This is a genomic window from Nonlabens tegetincola (assembly GCF_002117085.1).
Taxonomy (GTDB): Bacteria; Bacteroidota; Bacteroidia; order Flavobacteriales; family Flavobacteriaceae; genus Nonlabens; species Nonlabens tegetincola.
In genome coordinates, this window is record NZ_CP019342.1 from 2,071,160 (window position 1) to 2,090,808 (window position 19,649).

14 protein-coding genes and 1 tRNA gene are annotated in these 19,649 nt (G+C 36.8%); 10 read left to right on the plus strand and 5 right to left on the minus strand.

The window, feature by feature from the left end:
* Window positions 1-16 precede the first annotated feature (16 nt).
* The 5 genes from BST91_RS09705 to porU all read right to left on the minus strand — a co-directional run bounded on the left by BST91_RS09705 (window position 17) and on the right by porU (window position 8,331).
* Window positions 17-1,669 (minus strand): pyruvate dehydrogenase complex dihydrolipoamide acetyltransferase, encoded by a 1,653-nt coding sequence (locus BST91_RS09705; protein ID WP_085775266.1) that lies wholly within the window; start codon window positions 1,667-1,669, stop codon window positions 17-19.
* Between the two features lie 2 nt (window positions 1,670-1,671).
* Complete coding sequence (gene pdhA, locus BST91_RS09710; RefSeq protein ID WP_042279659.1) at window positions 1,672-2,670, minus strand: pyruvate dehydrogenase (acetyl-transferring) E1 component subunit alpha; 999 nt, start codon at window positions 2,668-2,670, stop codon at window positions 1,672-1,674.
* 149 nt (window positions 2,671-2,819) lie between these two features.
* On the minus strand, window positions 2,820-3,305 hold the full coding sequence (gene cdd, locus BST91_RS09715; protein ID WP_169709777.1) for a cytidine deaminase: 486 nt from the start codon (window positions 3,303-3,305) through the stop codon (window positions 2,820-2,822).
* Window positions 3,306-4,481 carry a type IX secretion system outer membrane channel protein PorV gene (gene porV / locus BST91_RS09720; protein WP_085775267.1) on the minus strand — a complete coding sequence of 392 codons (1,176 nt, stop codon included), beginning with the start codon at window positions 4,479-4,481 and terminating at the stop codon, window positions 3,306-3,308.
* Between the two features lie 43 nt (window positions 4,482-4,524).
* The gene (gene porU / locus BST91_RS09725; protein WP_211280392.1) at window positions 4,525-8,331 is read right to left on the minus strand and encodes a type IX secretion system sortase PorU; all 3,807 of its coding nucleotides are present in this window, start codon (window positions 8,329-8,331) and stop codon (window positions 4,525-4,527) included.
* 240 nt (window positions 8,332-8,571) lie between these two features.
* On the opposite strand from porU, the gene gldJ reads away from it, so the two are divergent.
* From gldJ to BST91_RS09775, 10 genes are all read left to right on the plus strand, one after another.
* Window positions 8,572-10,266 carry a gliding motility lipoprotein GldJ gene (gene gldJ / locus BST91_RS09730; RefSeq protein WP_060523801.1) on the plus strand — a complete coding sequence of 565 codons (1,695 nt, stop codon included), beginning with the start codon at window positions 8,572-8,574 and terminating at the stop codon, window positions 10,264-10,266.
* Between the two features lie 68 nt (window positions 10,267-10,334).
* Window positions 10,335-11,597: a UDP-N-acetylmuramoyl-tripeptide--D-alanyl-D-alanine ligase gene (locus BST91_RS09735; RefSeq protein ID WP_085775269.1), complete on the plus strand. Its 1,263-nt coding sequence runs from the start codon at window positions 10,335-10,337 to the stop codon at window positions 11,595-11,597.
* 54 nt (window positions 11,598-11,651) lie between these two features.
* Window positions 11,652-11,724, plus strand: a tRNA-Phe gene (locus BST91_RS09740).
* Between the two features lie 182 nt (window positions 11,725-11,906).
* Complete coding sequence (locus tag BST91_RS09745; protein WP_085775270.1) at window positions 11,907-12,638, plus strand: type III pantothenate kinase; 732 nt, start codon at window positions 11,907-11,909, stop codon at window positions 12,636-12,638.
* A complete protein-coding gene (locus tag BST91_RS09750; protein ID WP_244895602.1) occupies window positions 12,631-13,887 on the plus strand; it encodes a hypothetical protein in 1,257 nt (418 codons plus the stop codon). Before BST91_RS09745 ends, BST91_RS09750 begins: the two co-directional genes overlap by 8 nt.
* A 19-nt stretch (window positions 13,888-13,906) precedes the next feature.
* Window positions 13,907-15,262: a hypothetical protein gene (locus tag BST91_RS09755; RefSeq protein ID WP_042279647.1), complete on the plus strand. Its 1,356-nt coding sequence runs from the start codon at window positions 13,907-13,909 to the stop codon at window positions 15,260-15,262.
* Window positions 15,262-15,846, plus strand: a complete 585-nt coding sequence (gene lptC, locus BST91_RS09760) for an LPS export ABC transporter periplasmic protein LptC (protein WP_085775271.1) — start codon at window positions 15,262-15,264, stop codon at window positions 15,844-15,846. The genes BST91_RS09755 and lptC overlap by 1 nt, the downstream gene beginning before the upstream one ends.
* 2 nt (window positions 15,847-15,848) lie before the next feature.
* The gene (locus BST91_RS09765) at window positions 15,849-16,040 is read left to right on the plus strand and encodes a hypothetical protein (RefSeq protein ID WP_082586934.1); all 192 of its coding nucleotides are present in this window, start codon (window positions 15,849-15,851) and stop codon (window positions 16,038-16,040) included.
* Between the two features lie 2 nt (window positions 16,041-16,042).
* On the plus strand, window positions 16,043-17,314 hold the full coding sequence (locus BST91_RS09770; protein ID WP_042279643.1) for a hemolysin family protein: 1,272 nt from the start codon (window positions 16,043-16,045) through the stop codon (window positions 17,312-17,314).
* A gap of 207 nt (window positions 17,315-17,521) precedes the next feature.
* The gene (locus BST91_RS09775) at window positions 17,522-19,633 is read left to right on the plus strand and encodes a peptidylprolyl isomerase (protein WP_085775272.1); all 2,112 of its coding nucleotides are present in this window, start codon (window positions 17,522-17,524) and stop codon (window positions 19,631-19,633) included.
* Window positions 19,634-19,649: the final 16 nt, after the last annotated feature.

The following is a 19,649-nucleotide window of genomic DNA, read 5'->3' on the forward strand; positions in this document are numbered from 1 at the left end:
CATCAATAATTAAACGCTATACGTACATAACGATAGGGTTTTCCATGTATTGTTTAAATGTTTGTAAGAATGCAGCTCCCGTTGCACCATCAACTGTACGGTGATCACAAGCTAAAGTGATTTTCATAGTATTACCAACTACAATCTGACCGTTCTTAACCACTGGTTTTTGAACGATAGTACCTACTGACATGATTGCACTGTTAGGCTGATTGATTATAGAAGTAAATTCAGTAATACCAAACATTCCAAGATTTGAAATAGTAAAAGTACTACCTTCCATTTCCTTAGGTTGTAACTTTTTATTACGGGCTTTAACAGCTAGCTCTTTTACTTTTGCACCTATTTGTTGCATACTCATTTGATCTGCAAACGGTAACACTGGAACCAGTAAACCATCATCAACGGCAACAGCAACTCCTACGTGAATATGCTTCGCCTGTATGGTGTTTTTATCTGTCCATTGAGTATTCACCTGTGGATGTTTTCTCAATGCCATTGCAGCTGCTTTAATAACCATATCATTAAAACTCACCTTAGTATCTGGCAACTCATTGATTGCCTTTCTACTTGCAATAGCATTATCCATATCTAGTTCAATTCCTAGATAATAGTGTGGTGCTGTAAATTTGGATTGGCTCAAACGTTTTGCAATGGTCTTGCGCATTTGAGAATTTGCCATTTCAACAAATGTCTCTTCTCCAACAGCTTCAAAAGCAGGTTGAGAGACACCTGTAGAAGTTCCAGGAGTAAAACTTTCTATATCCTTTTTAATGATACGACCATTTTCTCCAGAACCTTGAACCTGCGACAAGTCGATTCCTTTATCCTGAGCCATCTTCTTTGCTAGTGGTGATGCAAAAACACGGCCTGTATTACTACTAGAAGTTGAGTTACTTGAATTAGAAACAGTCTTTGTTTCTTCCTTCTTAGGCTCTTGCTTTTTTGGTTGAGATTTTGGTTCTTCTTTGGCCGGCGCTTCTTTTTTCTCTTCCTTCTTTGTTGAAGAATTAGAAGTTCCATCTAAGGATACATTGGAAACATCTGTCCCTTCAGGACCAATGATAGCTAACAAAGCGTCTACAGCAGCAGTTTCTCCTTCTTGTATACCAATTTTAAGAAGAGTTCCACTATGAAATGACTCAAACTCCATGGTAGCCTTATCTGTTTCAATTTCTGCAAGGATATCACCTTCTTCAACTTGATCACCTTCTTTTTTCAACCAGCTTGCAACTGTACCTTCTTCCATGGTATCACTCAATCGCGGCATAGTAATGATTTCCACTCCATCAGGTAAATCATTAGAATCATCAGTTGAAGATGAAGGTTCATCGTTCTTATCTTCATTTGAATCTTGAGTATTAGAAGAATCTTCGTTTTCTGTATTGGATGAATCCCCAGCGCCATCTAGTAAAGCTTGAATATCCTCACCTTCTTCACCGATTATACATAAAAGCGAATCAACAGGTGCGGTTTCACCTTCTTGAACACCTATGTGTAATAAAGTACCACTTTGAAATGATTCAAATTCCATGGTAGCCTTGTCTGTTTCAATTTCTGCAAGAATATCACCTTCTTCAACTTGATCACCTACTTGCTTAAGCCACGCTGCCACGACACCTTCTTCCATGGTGTCGCTTAATCTAGGCATGTTTACAATTTCTGCCATAATTATAATTTTGCTGGTAAAAATGGATAGTCTTCTTGCTCGTATACTGAATCAAACATCACACTCTTTTCTGGCCAAGGTGACTCTTCCGCAAACTTTTCACATTCTGCAACACGCTCTTTCACGCGCTTGTCCATTGATTTTATTTCATCCTCACTCACACCGTGCTCTTCCATCAAACGGTCTTTCACCTGCGTAATAGGATCAATTTTTTGATATTCGGCTACCTCATCTTTCGTACGGTACTTTTGAGCATCACTCATTGAGTGACCGCGGTATCGGTATGTTTTTAACTCAAGGAAAGTAGGTCCACCGCCAGATCTTGCTCGCTCAATAGCTTCATGCATCGCTTCAGCTACTTTTTCTGGATTCATAGCGTCTACTGGTCCACATGGCATTTCATATCCTAATCCTAATTTCCAGATATCTGTATGATTAGCACTGCGCTCTACACTAGTTCCCATGGCATAACCATTGTTTTCCACACAAAAAACAACTGGTAATTTCCAAAGCATCGCTAGGTTAAATGTCTCGTGAAGAGATCCTTGACGTGCAGCACCATCACCAAAAAAAGTAAGTGTTACTGCGTCATGATTGTTGTATTTATCTCCAAAAGCCATTCCAGCTCCTAGAGGGATTTGTCCTCCTACGATACCATGACCTCCAAAGAAATTATGTTCTGGTGAGAATATGTGCATGGATCCACCTAGTCCTTGAGAGGTTCCGGTAGCCTTTCCATACAATTCGGCCATTACTTTTTTGGGATCTACACCTAATCCTATAGGTTGAACGTGGTTACGGTAAGCGGTAATCATACGATCCTTACCTAATTCCATAGCGTGTAAACATCCTGCAAGAATAGCTTCTTGACCATTGTACAGGTGTAAAAACCCACGTACCTTTTGTTGGATGTAAACTTGTGCAAGTTTGTCCTCAAACTTTCTCCAGAAAAGCATTTCCTCGTACCAGTTGAGTAATACTTCTTTAGTAACTTTTTTCATTTACGTTGTCTTTGTTAGTGCGCTTTCGCGAAAGCGTAATCAAGATTCAACCTTTATTTAAGGCTACTACCTTTTATAAAAGCGAAAACAAAAATAGAGATAAAATGCCTAACCAAAAACCCATAACGACGTTAAAAACATCGCAAACGTTATAGGTAATTTTTATCAAAGCTTAAAGGAAGTAACGATTCCATTGAACTGGCCTTAACTACCTTACCGCCAGTACCCATGAAATATATCTCAATTCCATTTTCTTGACGTTTCTCATATTCACTAATTACTTGCCTACAAGCACCGCATGGCGGTACTGGTTTAAAGAAATCTGAAGACATGGGACCAGCTGTTAAAGCCATTTTTTTAACCGGTACACCGGGATATTGAGAACCTGCATAGAAAAGGGCTACACGCTCTGCACATAGACCACTAGGATAAGCAGCATTTTCTTGATTGTTCCCAGTGACTATTTCGTTATTTTCTAATAAAATAGCACAACCTACTGCAAATTCGGAATAAGGAGCATAAGCCCTAGAACGTGCTTGGACAGCGTGTTCCATCAATAAAAAATCCTCAGAAGCTAGCTCCTGAAGATTTTCATAAACCTCTAATGAGGTAGATATATTTAATTTCTTACTCATCTACCACTCATCAAATTCATCTCCAAAATTGAAGGTAAGACCGAATCTTAACGTTCCTTCTAGTGGGCTTTGCACACGACTTGTCGAGAACAAGTAGGACAGGTCAATTCCTATTTCAGAGAATTTAAATCCTGCACCTAGAGCCAAGAATTTACGAGCTCCTTTGTCATCTGCCTCGTTAAAATAACCGGTACGTAATGCAAACGCATCGTTGTATGTATATTCTGCACCTATTGCCCATGTAAACTCTCTAAGTTCTTCTTCAAAACCACCTGGTGCATCACCAAATGACTGAAACATACCTGTAATGAAAGAAACATCGTCATCTTGCCCAGAAATAATCTCTCTAGGAATACCATCTCCATCAGAATCACCATCTTCTCTAATCGGTGGTGTAGGAACTAATAATTTATTTACTTCGGCCATCACGGATACTTTACTAAAACCATCGTTTAAGATAAAGTCAAATCCACCACCTAGAGCTAAATTTGTTGGGATAAAGTTTTCTTGACCACCTTGATCGTAGGAAACTTTAGGACCTATATTACTTATATTGAATCCTCCACGCCAGCGACCATTGAAATCTGTGTAAGCTATTTCTTCACTTTGGTAATAACCACTAATATCAACACCAAAACTATTTGCAGCACTAGCATCATTATCTACTCCTTGTATTCTCAAATCAGAACGTAGGTAGCGACCTGTTACTGCCATAGAAAACTGTTCTGACAGCTTAAGTGCATAAGTACCATCGATAATAAATTCATTAGGATTTTCCTCTCTTCCAGGATCATTAGGATCTTGTCTTAGAGTAATTGAACCTAAACTGAAATACCTTAGACTTCCTGAAAAAGCGCTGTATTCATTGAGTCGTTGAGCATATACTAACTGAGCTATTGCTATATCATCAACTAAATTTCCTAAATATGGTGTATAAGCAACACCTAGTTTATGCTCTCTTTCTATGAAAGCATATTTAGCTGGATTCCATTGCTGTGACCAAGCATCTGGACTAGTTGCTACTCCCATATCGCCTAATCCAGCTGCGCGTGGATCACCGGCAATTCTTAAAAATGGTAAAGCTGTTGTGATTACTCGAGTATCGTTCTCTTGTGCGCTTGTTGTGCTAGGTAATGCAAAATAAAACGCAACAAAAACTAGAAAAATTTTTTTCATCAAATACTTTTTGTGAAAGGCAAATATAGCCTATTCCTTCTATTTAAATTAAGACCAGTTTCTCTATTTTACTGGCAGACTGATTAGTTAACGTGGAATTTACCGTAATCTTATAAATATACACTCCTTTTCCTAAACGTTGACCAAAATCATCTCGCCCATCCCAAGTTATTTCTCGTGAGGTAAATCCAGATGTCGTAATAGTTTGATTTTTGGTCCAAACTACTTTTCCAGTAACGGTTAAAACTTGAACTTGAACATCCAGCGGCTCAAACGGCCTATTATGATTGAACCAAAATTCTGTATAATTAGTAAAGGGATTAGGGTAATTTAATACTCTAGTAAGCTCAATCCCTTCATTTTCTGACACTAGGAATTGAATTTCTTCACATACAGAATTATTATAAACATCCCAAGCACAAACCTCGAGTGTATGCAAACCTGGCTCAATATCTCGTAAAGGAAAATACACTTGACCACTTGTGAAACTATCAACATCGGCCTCGTAGTAATCATTTAAGATAAAGGGATTAGCATCATCTCCATCTAATACTGCGGTGATATCATGACCTATCCCACTGCTGGTATTAATTCCACTGTCATCACTTAAAAGAGCGAGGAGAAATGGATTAGAATCCGTAACACCACCATTGACAAAGTTAGTGTCATTCATATACAATTGCATTTGTGGTGGCATGTCGTCGTTTGCGGCATTTGGATTTATACCACCAATTTGAACATCGAGAGAGTAACCATTTTGATCTTCTAGAATAGTTGACCTTTTTGAATAAAAGGAAACTCTACCAGAACCAACTGGTATTTGAGTATCTCTAGGCAAAATAAACTCAATGTCAAAAACGCCATTTTCCACCGTCGCTTGACCTCTAAACAAGACTTCTCCTTGTTCCGTAAAAGGGAGAATAATTAAACTTCCAGGGGAAGATTCTATATTATCATTAGCATTTGTAACCCTATCAATCAACTTATCAAATACCGTTACAGAAACAGTACCATTATAGTTATTGATTCGAGCTCCTGCAATGTCCTGAACCTCGCCACTAAGTGTAACCCTATCTAAAGCACGTAAGGTTGATGTAGGACCAGAAACCGGCACACCGTTAACTGCGGTAAGAATCACTTGAGGTTTTGGAGAGGCTAGTTTTAACGCTGGATCTCCTATAAAGGCAACAACTCTTGCTCCAGTTAAACTACCAAAGGCAGGATCTACCTTGGCTCTTCTCAACGCCTCTGCCATACTTACCTGCACCGTATTATTGTAATCATACAAATATTGATCGAGCACCTCGTTCAACCTTGTACCTGCACTAATTAAAATAAGTCTATTTGTCGCAACCGAGGCAATTACTCCACCATTAGGATTAAGGTATATCACTTCTCCACCACTTTCTCGCAGTGGATTATCAAATCTAGTAAACTCACAAGTCACACTTATGAATAAAGGTAAATTATTAGGATTCCTATAATCCCTAGCAGAATTTTGAGTAATAACAAACTCACGAGCAAGTCCATCTTCGTTTCCATGCCCAAAATAATTAATTACTAAAGAACCTCTTTCAAAAGCATCTTCTATATTAGATACAGCTGCAGGATATCTAGGACCACCAGCATTGTTAACCTGAATATAACTATCGAGTAAAATTTTATCAACGTTTAAGTCTGGCCTGTTTGTAGCAATTTCAGTCGCTAATTGATTAACGCTTTCTTGTAGAACTCTATCACCTAATTCATCAACATCATCTGCAATTAACGTCACCCTGTTTCTCCAAGGATCAAATGCAGGTTCTTGTTGATAGGAAATTACTTTTTCTACCATTTCACGTGCTTCTGTAAGATCACTTACAATCATTCTTCCTACAGCAATATCAGGCAATCCTCCATTTACACCAACATTACCTTCATTATCGTCCATTAAAACAAAAAAATCATCTAGCGCATAGCTGGTAATTAAGGACACACTGGACTCACTCAAATAAATGGGAACAATATTATCTCTAATACTAATTCTATCCTTATAGTCATAACTCGCATCACCAAAAAGATTTACAAATTGCAATCTATTTGCCGGTGACGATGCATTATCATAAACATACTTGATGAAATTTCTAATAGCAGAAATATCCTGCATTCCATTAGAAAACTCATCATAAATCGCCTGAAGAGTAACTACCTTTGTATTTAAATTATTCTCCTGGATATGGAAGTTAGCTAATCTATCTGCCTGAGATTTTAAAAACTGCGGAGTAATAATTAAGTAATCTATATCTTTAAAAGCACCTGCATTGTCTAAAAAAACCGTCCCTTTAAGGTTACTATTTTGTACTCTAGACTCATTCATTCTAATAACTGGGAAATAATCCCCATCCTCAACAGCAACAAATTGACGTGGTGATCCTAATGTGGATTTAAAAGAAAAAGTTGATTGATTATTTGAATTGACAATTCTAGTGGTGTTAAATGGATCTGTAATATCCCAGATTTCGTTTATAGTAGCTGCATTAGATATCTGATATTCTCCAATACCGGTATTGGTTGAAGCGTCAGTGTTTTGAAAAACGAACTGTTCACCAGTACCTTGCAATAATGTAGGTACATTTAACCTAATATAATTCAAAAACCCACGAGCTCCTGGATTGCCACCATTATCAAAAGATAAATCTATAGTAGCTGTTCCACTCGTCGGATTAAAACTTGAATTAAAAGTAGCAGTTCTTCCAGCAAAAATATTTGAACGCTGACCACCAACAACTAAGCCCGTTAAATTACTCGTCCCAATTACAGAATTGTTATAAGAAATCTCAAATGAAACAGGAGTATCAGATATAGATGCTGTTTTGACAATAACCCTGGCATCTCTACCCGTATTTACATTATCTAGGTCAAATTCGAAGCTTTGATCTGGTTCAAATGAAAATCTCTCACCATACCATGTCCTACCTAAAGCTGCGATATTACGTTCATCCACCTCATGGTGATAAACCTTATCATAATCTGTATAAGTTACAGCAACATTGCCGGTAGGCTGTATAGCACTTAAAATCCTTTTTCCAGGATTACCTTGAGCTGTGATGTAATAAATAGACTCGTCGGAGTATGGATTGATAAAGCTATCATTTTCCTCAACATATTCAGTATAACTCGCTGTAGCATAAAATAAAATTTCATCACCCGAATCAAAACTTCCATCAGATTCACCGGTTACCCTTATAGGAATCTCCGCAGGATCGTAAAATAAATTTTCATTGTTAGCTAGTGGCAATGACCTTCCGCCCTGACCGTAAATCTTTAATCGAGATGGATCTATACTGTTAACATCCATACCCAAACTAGATAAAAAACCTCTAGTAATTCTGTGAACACCTGTATTATTAACTTGAAACTTAAACCACTCTCCAGATGCTAATAAGGAATTACCATAAGTAGTATTTTTAGGCAATAAAGCAGCCGTTCTTTCTCTATAGGAAATTTGAAAACCTGTTACCCTGTAATAACTTGAACCTTCCTTTAAAACTACCGGAACTTTTAGTGTGGTATAATTACGCTTTCGCGAAAGCGAAGTTTCTAAAAAAACTTCAAATTGAGAAGGAAGCGTCAACGTCCTTAAAAAACCAACATTAGAATCAGAAATGGCCGTTTTTTGTACAGAAACTACCTGTGCTGATCCTGGTTGAGCAAGCGGGATATCTATATAATTTTTGTGAAACACTAACCCGGTTTCAATTAAAGAGCAGTTATCTCCACAATATGGCATGACAATATCCTCGCCATTAATAGAATAAGTATAATTATCAATCCAAATTAGTTGTTCATCGATATTTTGAGCTTTGGGCACAAAAAAACATAGAATTAGTAAAATTAAAGAAAAGTGCTTCATCCGAATTTTAACGATAATGCGAGTTACATATTATTTACTTTGACCAACAATTTTTAAGATATCCATAAAATAAAAACAACTGGACGACGTTATTTAGGCTTTAACGACAAAAGTAACGCGATTTATTTCAATAATTCCTTTTGAATTAATATGAAGTTGTTATATTGCGGGACTATTTTCAAAAAGTATTCTTAAAAAATGAGAAAGTATTTTGCGGTTAAAGCGTTGTTCACAGCAGTAATAGCAGCCCTATTAGTAAGCTGTGGTGGTGGCGGTAATGAATACACTACAACATCCAGAGGAACAGGCTGGGACGTTACAGGTAAAAACGGTGGTTTTGAACTTAATACTAAATACAAGGAGCAGGCAACTGGACCTGGTTTAGTGTTTATTGAAGGAGGAACCTTTACTATGGGACGTGTGAAGGATGATCCAATGCACGACTGGAACAACACACCAAATCAACAACATGTTCAATCCTTCTACATTGATGAGACTGAAGTTACCAATGGTATGTATCTTGAGATGCTTGATTGGGTTAAAACTGTATTCCCACCAGAGGATGAGGAATACCGTAAAATATATGACGGTGTTGTGCCAGACACATTAGTATGGAGAAATCGTTTAGGGTACAACGAAGAAATGACTAAAAACTACCTGCGTCATCCAGCATACCAAAACTATCCTGTAGTTGGAGTATCATGGGTACAAGCAGTTGAATATGCCGACTGGAGAACCGATCGTGTTAATGAATTAATATTAAATCAAGAAGGCTACACCGCAAAAGATGCCTTAGCTAATCAAGAAGCTGGGTCTACTTTCAATACTGAAACCTACTTAAACGCACCTACTCTAACTTATGGAGGAGATGATGAAAAATTAAGAGGTGGTAAGCGCTCGCAATCATTAGAAAAAAAGAAAACAGCAAAGGCTGCTAAAGCTGGCGATGGAACTGGAGAAGCTAGTGGTTTATATGTAACAAGAAAAGATGGAATCATTTTACCAGCATATCGTCTACCTACAGAAGCAGAATGGGAATACGCCGCTCTAGCAAACGTAGGAAACAGAGAATACAATGCTATTCGTGGTAGAAAAAAATACCCTTGGGATGGTCAATATACACGTAGTGGAAAACGTACAACGCGTGGTGATCATTTAGCTAACTTTAAACAAGGCGACGGAGATTATGGTGGAGTTGCTGGATGGAGTGATGACGGAGCAGACATTACAGCACCTGTTAAATTTTACAGCCCTAATGACTTTGGAGTCTATGAAATGGCAGGTAATGTGTCGGAATGGGTTGCAGATGTTTATCGTCCGATCGTTGATGATGAATTTAACGATTTTAACTACTATAGAGGTAACCAATACACTAAAAACAAAATCGGACCAGACGGAATGATTGCTGTAGTATCAACTGATTCTATTCCGTATGACACATTGAGCAACGGAAAGACGATTGCAAGAGCACTTCCTGGTCAAATACAGCAACAACCAGTTGATGAAAATGAAACTTATTTAAGAACTAATTTTGATCGTAGTGACAATCGTGATTTCCGTGATGGAGACGCTCAATCTACTAAATACTTTGACAGTAAGGATGCCTTGAGAGATGCGAATAAGCGCATGTACAACTCACCACAGCACTCTGTAGAAGCTGACTCAATTGGAAAATTAGATCGCCAATATGATTCTTCAAACAGTAGAACTACCTTAATTAACAATCAAGTACGAGTTTACAAAGGTGGTTCTTGGAGAGACAGAGCTTACTGGCTAGATCCAGCAACTAGAAGATTCTATCCACAAGATATGGCTAGTGACGACATCGGATTCCGTTGTGCTATGTCACGTGTTGGTTCTAAAGCTAAAAAGACTAAGAGAGCTAGAAACTAAATAGCACTTTACATAAATCTTTAAAGACCGCTTTTTAAGCGGTCTTTTTTTGTTTCTATATTTACATTATGATTGAAGAACTCTATAAAATATTCCTAGAGAGCACAGGAATAAGTACAGATACTAGAACAATTGAAGAAGGAAACATGTTCTTTGCTTTGTCTGGAGAAAATTTTGATGGAAACACCTATGCAACTAAAGCAATAGAATTAGGAGCCAAACACGCCATAGTAAGCGATAAAACCCTCGATGGCTCCTCTTTTACAGTAGTTGATGATGTTCTAAAAACACTGCAAGATCTAGCAAGACATCATCGACAGCAACTTAAATTTCCTATTATCGGATTAACAGGAAGTAATGGTAAAACAACCACTAAAGAGCTTATTTTATCAGTTTTAAAGCAAGAATTCAAAGTAAAAGGGACAGAAGGTAACCTAAACAATCACATAGGAGTACCTCTTACTTTGTTGAGCTTTTCTAACAACCTACAAGCAGGAGTTGTAGAAATGGGTGCAAATCATCAAAAGGAAATTTCGTTTTTATGTGATATTGCACAACCAGATTATGGTTTAATCACTAATTACGGCAAAGCACATTTAGAAGGTTTTGGCGGCATTGAAGGTGTAAAAAAAGGTAAATCAGAACTATACGATTACTTAAGAAGTGAAAGCAAAACAGCAATAATTGGTCGATGGGATCCAGAACAAATAAGCCGAAGCACTGGTGTAAACTCGATATTAACACCAGAAAACACAAGCTTGTATAAAACAGAACCTTTAATTCAATTTACCATAGATAATCAACTTATAAAAAGCCAACTTACAGGAACTTACAACTATAAGAACGCGGTATTTGCCTACACGATAGGAAAAGAGTTAGGAGTTTCACCAGAAAAGATTGTTAGTGGAATAGAATCATACCAACCATCCAATAACCGGTCTCAAGTAATTAAGATTGACAATACCAAAATTATACTTGATGCCTACAACGCAAATCCCTCAAGCATGATGGTAGCCTTAGACAACTTAATTAATCAAAAGGCTGATAGACGAATTGCCATTTTGGGTGACATGTTTGAATTAGGAAAATACTCAGAAGTAGAACACAATAAAATTGCTCAATACGCGGCTGACAGTACTATCGACGAGGTTTTTTTAATAGGCTCCAACTTCTCTAAAGTAAGCATTGAAAATATTCACACCTTCACAGATTATCATGAATTCATACAAAGTGCTCATTTAATTGAAACCAATCAATCAACTATTTTAATTAAAGGATCGAGAGGAATGGCTCTCGAACGATTAATTGAAGATTTATTCAAAAAAAATTAAAAAACACTTTGCACATTGAATTAATTAATTAAATTTGCACCCGCTATACAGCATGGTACCTTAGCTCAGTTGGTAGAGCAAAGGACTGAAAATCCTTGTGTCCCTGGTTCGATTCCTGGAGGTACCACTTAAATCCCGAGTTTACTCGGGATTTTTTGTTTTAATAATCTTTGGATTGATTTAAATAATCATCGTTTTCTTACATTTCTTATAACTGGTTTATTTACTTAATTAATAACAGTTATATAACAATTACTAAGCTCCTGCTTCTCTTATATTTGCGTCAGTTTTTAAATCATAATTTCTTCTATGTTTATAATAGATGCAGGTAACACCTCTATTAAAACAGCTGTAATAAAAGATGGCAGCTTTATCCATATCCATAGATCAAGTCATGAAGAATTCCTTCATGATTTCATGCAACTATCTGAATTATACAGTGATTTAAAAGAAATTGCAGTTTGTAACGTCGGTTTTAAAGACAACACCATCGTTAATAAACTAAAACAAGCCTTTAAAGTTTTTGAAATTAACAATAAGATTAAGCTACCCTTTGAAAATAATTACCAAAGTTCTACACTTGGTAATGACAGAATCGCACTAGTAACTGGAGCTTTAACCTTAATTAACAAAGATCAAACAGCACTAATAATTGACCTAGGAACCTGTATCACATATGACTATGTCAATATCAAAAGACAATACTTAGGAGGCGCCATAAGTCCAGGTGTTAGACTAAGATACCAATCACTACATAATTATACTGCAAAACTCCCGTTATTACTGCAAAAGGTGCCTGAACACTTAGTGGGAAATTCAACAGAAAACAGCATTCATAGCGGTGTAGTAAATGGAGTTTCAAGAGAGTTAGATGGAGTTATAAATCAATACCAAGAAATGGATGAAAATTTACAAGTTTTCCTAACAGGTGGCGATGCTAGGTTGTTGGAGAAACAACTAAAAAGCCGTTTCTTTGCCCAGCCTGATTTAATGCTCAAAGGCATTTATCAATTATACATCTATAACAACACTTATGATTAGAAGTATCATCTTCGTGATTACAGTATTAAGCATCAATTGTGCGCTAGGTCAATCTCGTACTTCATCGCCATATTCATTTTTTGGATTAGGCCAACAAACCTTTAAAGGAACAATTGAAAACCGAAGCATGGGTGGACTACGCACTCACTTGGACAGTATTCATACTACCCTGAATAACCCAGCCACCTATGGTAAAATAAAACTCATCAATTATGGCGTAGGTTTATTACACACCGAGACGTGGGCATCAACAGAAAGTGAAAATGACACTTATGATTCTACATCTTTGGAATACTTGAATGTAAGTATACCTCTAGGCAACAATGCAAAAACAGGAATAGGATTTGGATTAGTTCCCTTTAAATCCGTTGGATATACCATCGGAGACTTAACTGATACGGAGTATTACAACTTCACAGGTGAAGGAAGTATTACCAGAGCTTACTTTGGAGTTGGACATGAGCTTACAAAGAATTTAAGTATTGGAGCAGAGTTAAGGTATAATTTTGGTCAAGAAACAAACAGCTCAAGTGTACTTACAAATCAAGTCCAGTTTGGATCTAATGAGACAAACGAAACCGACTTTAGTGGATTAAGCTACAATTTAGCCTTACACTATGAAAAAAATATTGGCGATGAACACAGCCTACAGGCAAGCATTGTTTACAGTCCAGAGAGCAAATTAGTAGCAAAAAGCACATCGGTGCTTGCTAATTTTTCATTTACCCCAGGAACAGGAGAAAGTTTATTTAACGCTCGCGATCCACAGGAAAATGAGGAAGACCTTACACTTCCTTCTGAATTAACTGTAGGATTGAATTATGGGAAATTACGCAGTTGGATGATTGGCGGAGAGTTTTCTATGCGAGGCGAGAGCAGCTTATCTAATCGCAGTTTCAGCCCAAATAACAGTTCATTCAAAGATGCCATCTCCTTAAGAGCAGGTGGTTATTACATACCAAACTTCAATAGCTTAACAAGTTACTGGCAACGTGTCACTTATAGATTTGGAGCTCGTTTTGAAGAAACAGGTCTAGTTCTTAATAATGAGGACATCAACGAGTTTGGCATATCTTTTGGAATGGGTTTACCTATAGGAGGTAATCGCTCTTTTTCAAACGCAAACATTGGGCTTGAATTAGGACAAAGAGGAACAGAAAATGCCGGCCTTATAAAAGAAACATTTGCCAGCTTATCAATTAGTTTATCGTTAAACGATCGTTGGTTTATTAAAAGAAAGTACAATTAAGATTAGAACAATAAAAATTATGAAACTTAAAAACACCATTTTATTCAGCTTAGTTGTTTTGGGATTCGCTTTCGCGAAAGCGCAATCAGGAGACTGCAACACGATGCTTAGCATCTATGCCGAAAACGCTAAAGCAAAAAATTATGATGAAGCATACAAGCAATTAGGTCAGCTAGTACAGAACTGTCCAGATGCCAGCCCTGCTATTTATCAATACGGTGAAAGAATATACGAGCACAGATTGAAGAAAAAAATCGGTGATCAAAACGAGAACGTTAAAGGTTTAATGAACATGCTTGAAACTCAAATTAACAAGTATGCCGATAAAATTAACGTTACTAAGAAAAAAGTTGAACTGGGTCGAGTAATGTACAAGTACAAACAAGGTACTCAGTCTGATCAATTTAACTATTTAAATGAAACCTTTACAAGTGGCAAGGAAGACTTTACAGATCCTAATGGATTGATAACCTATTTCAAACTTGCTGAAAAGGAATATAAGGCAAACGCTCTTAACCTTGAAGACCTTTTTAATGTTTATGATGCACTAACAGAACATTTAGACAATGTTTCTAATGAGAGAAGTAAGATAGTATCTGAACTATTAGACAAGGAAGCAGAAGGAACAATTACAGAAGACGAAAAGAAAAACATAGAAAATCAAGAAAAAAACTTGAAAAACTATGGTATCGTAATGAAAAGTGTAAATGGTACTATTGGAAGTCTTGCAGACTGTGATAACTTAATCCCACTTTACTCAAAAGATTTTGATGCAAACAAATCCAACATGTCTTGGTTAAAGAATGTACTTGGAAGGTTACAAAAGAAAGACTGTACAGAAAGTGATTTATACGTAAATTCTGTAAAAGCTTTACACGAGTTACAACCTAGTGCAATGACTGCATATGGTTTAGGTAACATCGCAAAAACTAATGCTGAAAAGCTGAAGTACTGGGATGAAGCTCTTTCACTAGGGATCGACCAGAAATATGTAGCAAATATTCACTACAAAAAAGCTGAACTTTTAAGAAAGCAAGGTTCTTTTGGTAAAGCAAAAAGAGAATATATTCTTGCTAATCAAGCAAAACCATCATTTGGATTACCATTCTTAAGAATCGCAGGTATGGTGGCTCAAAGTACAAACAGCTGTGGTAACACTCCTTTTGAAAAAAGAGCTGTTAACTGGATTGCAGCAAGATATGCAAATAAAGCAGCTAGTGTAGACCCTACTTTAAGATCTACTGCTGCCAAAGCAGCAGCTAGTTACAACGGTGTTGCTCCTAGCAATCAAGATATATTCTTAGCTGGTATGGCAGGTAAGAGAATCACCTTCAGCTGTTGGGTAGGTGAATCAGTAACCGTACCTACTCCTTAATGATTATAATACGAAACATATATTTTAAAGCAATCACGACAATCGTCGTGATTGCTTTTTTGGTTTCTTGTGAGGATAATCTCAAACAGGTGCGTAAAATGGAAACTAGCACCAACTCGCCTATAGGTGAGGTAACAAACATGGTCATTAAACATACAGACAGTACTCGATTAAAATTGAGCATTGCAGGTCCCGTTGCCTATGATTATTCAAATGACGCCTTTCCCTTTACCGAATTCCCAAATGGTGTCGAGGTTAAAGTGTATGAGTATACTAACAACCAGCAACAGGTTACCACTATAACCGCAAACAAGGCCTATCTTTACGATATAACTGATATGATTGACATGCAAGGCGATGTCACGATAATAACTCATGACGGTAATACCTTTAATGGTGACCAGTTATACTGGGATCAAAAAAATAAATGGGTTTTTACTCACGAGCCTTGGGAAACAAGACTAGTAAAAAACAGTGATGCGTCTAATTTAGGGAACACATCGGCGACCATGTTAGATGCTAGTGAAGATCTTAAAAAAGTAAATGCACGTAATCCTAACGACACGTTCATATCAAATCAATAATTATGAAAAAACTACTTAAATATTCCGTTTACATTTATTTAATCTTTGCTATCGTATGTTTAATAACAGCAATTACAGAATGGAATGTAGAACGCAGCCGTGCCTACCTTATGCTTTTTATGGCAGCGGTAGCCCTATTTATGTTTTTCTTCCGCAGGCGATTTATTCGTAGATTTGACGATCGCAATAAGTAAATATGATCAGCTCTATAGTGCTCATAGTAAGCATGCTCCTTCTCAGTGCTTTTTTCTCTGGAATGGAGATCGCTTATGTATCGTCAAATAAAATCCATATTGAACTTGAAAAACGTCAAGAGGATTTTTTAGGACGAGTATTACGCAATCTAACCGCACAGCCTTCTAAGTTTATAATCACCATGCTTATAGGCAATAGCATTGCCCTAGTAGTGTATAGTATGCTTACAGGTGATTTAATTCTTGATCAAATTGCTCAATGGTATCCTGCCCTTTCTACAGGTTTTCAAGGTTTGCTGCTACAAACTGTAATATCGACTATAGTTATCCTATTAACAGCTGAATTTTTACCCAAAGTATTTTTTCAAATTTACAGCAACGAGCTACTCAAATTTTTTTGTGTACCAGCCTATTTGTTTTATTTGATTTTCTGGCCTATTTCATGGTTTTGCATACAAATTTCAGACTTTTTTTTAAAAACCTTTTTTAAGTCAAATGGCGATCAATTACAACTTTCCTTCTCAAAAATTGAGCTAGGGAATTACATTACTGAGCAAATGGAAAGCGCTCAAGAACAAGAAGAAGTAGATTCTGAAATACAAATATTTCAAAACGCATTAGATTTTGGAGATCTAAAGGCCCGTGAAGTTATGGTACCTCGTACCGAAATGATTGCCGTCCACAAGGACACCAGCATCAAAGAACTCAATAAAAAATTTGTTTCTACCGGACTTTCTAAAGTGTTAATCCACGAGGACACTATTGACAATATCACAGGATATGTTCACAGCTTTGACCTCTTTAAATCACCAGATTCCATTGACCAGGTGTTACGTAAAGTTGTCAACGTTCCAGAAACTATGCTGGCAAAGGACGTACTCAACACGTTGATTAAAAGACATAAAAGTATTGCGATCGTTATAGATGAGTATGGTGGAACAAGTGGATTGATAACAGTAGAAGATATTGTAGAAGAACTATTTGGTGAAATTGAAGACGAGCACGATACCGATTCATTAATAGACACACAACTTACCGAAAACTCCTTTAAACTAAGTGCTAGATTAGAGGTGGATCAAGTTAATGAAAACTACAAATTAGATTTACCAGAAAGTGAGCAGTACGAGACAATAGGTGGACTTATAGTTAACACCACAGAAGGAATACCGGAAGAAGGAGATCATGTAACCATAGATCATTTTACATTCACCATTTTGGAAAAATCAGATAATAAAATTGATTTGGTTCATCTAGAAGTAGGCGATTCTGAATAGCAGAAAAACTAGTCAACTACTGCTAACATTTTAGTTAAAAAACTTTCTTTTAGTAATTACGCTTTCGCGAAAGCGCACTTAACAACCTCACCATAAAACAATACTTTAATAGTTAGTATTAAAAACGACTCAGATAGCATACGTTTTCTATTTCATAATTTCAGGGAAAACCTTATTTTCGCCCTCATTACAAAAAGTTAAAGAACAATGGCGATATTACAACAGATCAGAAGCCGTGGCGTGATCTTAATATTAGTAATAGCACTGGCATTATTTGCCTTTATCGTGCAAGGAGCACTTACTTCAAGTGATCAAAAACAAGAAACATCAATCGGATATGTGGGCGATGTTGAAATCAACCAAACAGATTTTGCACAAAAAGTAGAGAACATGTCTCGTAATATGGGACCTAGTGGATCTACTGTACAAGCTGTAAATAGCGTGTGGAATTCTGAAGTGCGCAATGCCGTACTATCAGAACAAATGGAAGCAGCTGGTATTCAAGTAACCGATGCACAAGTAAGAGATCAAGTGCGTTCTTTCTATGAAAGCAATCCACAGTTTCAAAACGCTGATGGAACATTCAACGAAGGAGCTTTCAAAACATATGAGGAAAGCTTTTTACAAAATGATCCACAAACATGGAAAAACTACTTAAACGATGTACGATCAAATTTAAGACAAGAGAAATTCTTTGAATTACTTAAGTCAGGATTTGTAGGTACAAATGCAGAGGCTAGAATGGATTATTTAATGGAAAATGAACAGCGTAGTTTTAACTATGTTCAAATTCCATACACAACTATCGCAGATAGCACAGTAGAAGTTTCAAAATCTGAGATTGAATCATACATAGCGGCTCACTCTAAAGAATTTCAAACAGAAGCACAAAGAGATCTTCAAATGGTCTTGTTTGCTGATGTAGCAAGTGATAGCGATAAGGAAGCTATAAAAAATGATTTAGCTAAACGTTTAAGAGCAGACTCGGTTTACAACAGTTCTAACGACAGTTTTACTAAAATCCCTGCATTCAACAATGCAAAGGATGTACAACAATACGTTAACCAGTATAGTGAACAAAGTTATTCTAGCGACTACCTGCTAGAAAGCCGTTTACCTACTGCTGTAAAACCAATTATATCACAAGAATTAGGTACTACTTTTGGTCCTTATGAAGATCGTGATATGATGAAGGTTTCTCTATTAGAAGACAAAAAATCTGTAATGGATAGCGTGCAAAACCGTCACATACTAGTTGCTTATCAAGGTGCGCAAAGAGCGGCTGCAAATATCACAAGATCCAAAGAAGAAGCAAAAGCTGTTGCTGACAGTATCTTTAACTTAATAGGTCAAAGCAAAGGACGTTTTGATTCAAAATTTGAATATTTTGAAGAAAATACAAATATCGCTAAAGCTGAGGATATAGGTTGGGTAACCTACTCAGGTAACGCAAGAAACTTTGCAGAAGGTTTCAGAAATTTCCTTTATGACAATGACAAAGGAACTATTGGAATAGCAGAGTCTAGTTTTGGATACCACATCATCCGTATTGACGATACAGCAGCACCTGTAGATCTTTATAAAATTGCTAGTATCTCAAAAGCTGTTAAGCCTTCTAAAGCTACTACAAAAGCAATGAGAAAAGAAGCTATTAAGTTTCAACAAGCAGCAGTATCTGGTGACTTTACTGAAACTGCTAAAGAGTTTAAAAAGACTACTACTCCAGTAACCAGTATCAAGCCTATGGATGAAACATTACCATTGATTCAGAAGAATCGTGAGGTTGTTCGTTGGGCATTCAATGAAGAAACAGAGGTTGGAGATATGGAGAAATTTGACACACCACAAGGAGTTGTAATTGTTAAAGTAACGCGTGCAAGTGAAGCAGGAAACATGTCTAGTGAAGAAGCAAGTGCTACGGTTACTCCTATACTACGTAATAAGAAGAAAGCAGAAATGATAATGGCTAAAATATCAAACAACGATATTAATGCTATTGCTAAGGCTCAAGGTCAATCAGTACGTAGTGCAGCCTCAATCAATCGTAAAAATCCTACTATCCCAGGAGCTGGTCAGGAACCAGTTGTTGTAGGTACAGCGTTTGGTCTTTCAAAAGGAACTACTTCATCACCTATAGCCGGTGAAAAAGGAGTTTATGTAATTAACCTTACTGGTATTTCAGAAGCTCCAGAATTAGAAAACTTCACATCACAGGCCAAATTATTAGCTGATACAAATGCTAATCAAGCTAGTTCAAAATTAGTTGAAGCACTTAAGAAAAAAGTAGACATAGTTGACAATAGAAAGAATTTTTATTAGACTTTTTCTCCTTATA

Bases quoted from the DNA above. Each gene is read 5' to 3' on its own strand.
- BST91_RS09705 (WP_085775266.1), bottom strand. From the start codon at position 1,669: ATGGCAGAAATTGTAAACATGCCTAGATTAAGCGACACCATGGAAGAA.
- pdhA (WP_042279659.1), bottom strand. From the start codon at position 2,670: ATGAAAAAAGTTACTAAAGAAGTATTACTCAACTGGTACGAGGAAATG.
- cdd (WP_169709777.1), bottom strand. From the start codon at position 3,305: ATGAGTAAGAAATTAAATATATCTACCTCATTAGAGGTTTATGAAAAT.
- porV (WP_085775267.1), bottom strand. From the start codon at position 4,481: ATGAAAAAAATTTTTCTAGTTTTTGTTGCGTTTTATTTTGCATTACCT.
- gldJ (WP_060523801.1), top strand. From the start codon at position 8,572: ATGAGAAAGTATTTTGCGGTTAAAGCGTTGTTCACAGCAGTAATAGCA.
- BST91_RS09735 (WP_085775269.1), top strand. From the start codon at position 10,335: ATGATTGAAGAACTCTATAAAATATTCCTAGAGAGCACAGGAATAAGT.
- BST91_RS09745 (WP_085775270.1), top strand. From the start codon at position 11,907: ATGTTTATAATAGATGCAGGTAACACCTCTATTAAAACAGCTGTAATA.
- BST91_RS09750 (WP_244895602.1), top strand. From the start codon at position 12,631: ATGATTAGAAGTATCATCTTCGTGATTACAGTATTAAGCATCAATTGT.
- BST91_RS09755 (WP_042279647.1), top strand. From the start codon at position 13,907: ATGAAACTTAAAAACACCATTTTATTCAGCTTAGTTGTTTTGGGATTC.
- lptC (WP_085775271.1), top strand. From the start codon at position 15,262: ATGATTATAATACGAAACATATATTTTAAAGCAATCACGACAATCGTC.
- BST91_RS09765 (WP_082586934.1), top strand. From the start codon at position 15,849: ATGAAAAAACTACTTAAATATTCCGTTTACATTTATTTAATCTTTGCT.
- BST91_RS09770 (WP_042279643.1), top strand. From the start codon at position 16,043: ATGATCAGCTCTATAGTGCTCATAGTAAGCATGCTCCTTCTCAGTGCT.
- BST91_RS09775 (WP_085775272.1), top strand. From the start codon at position 17,522: ATGGCGATATTACAACAGATCAGAAGCCGTGGCGTGATCTTAATATTA.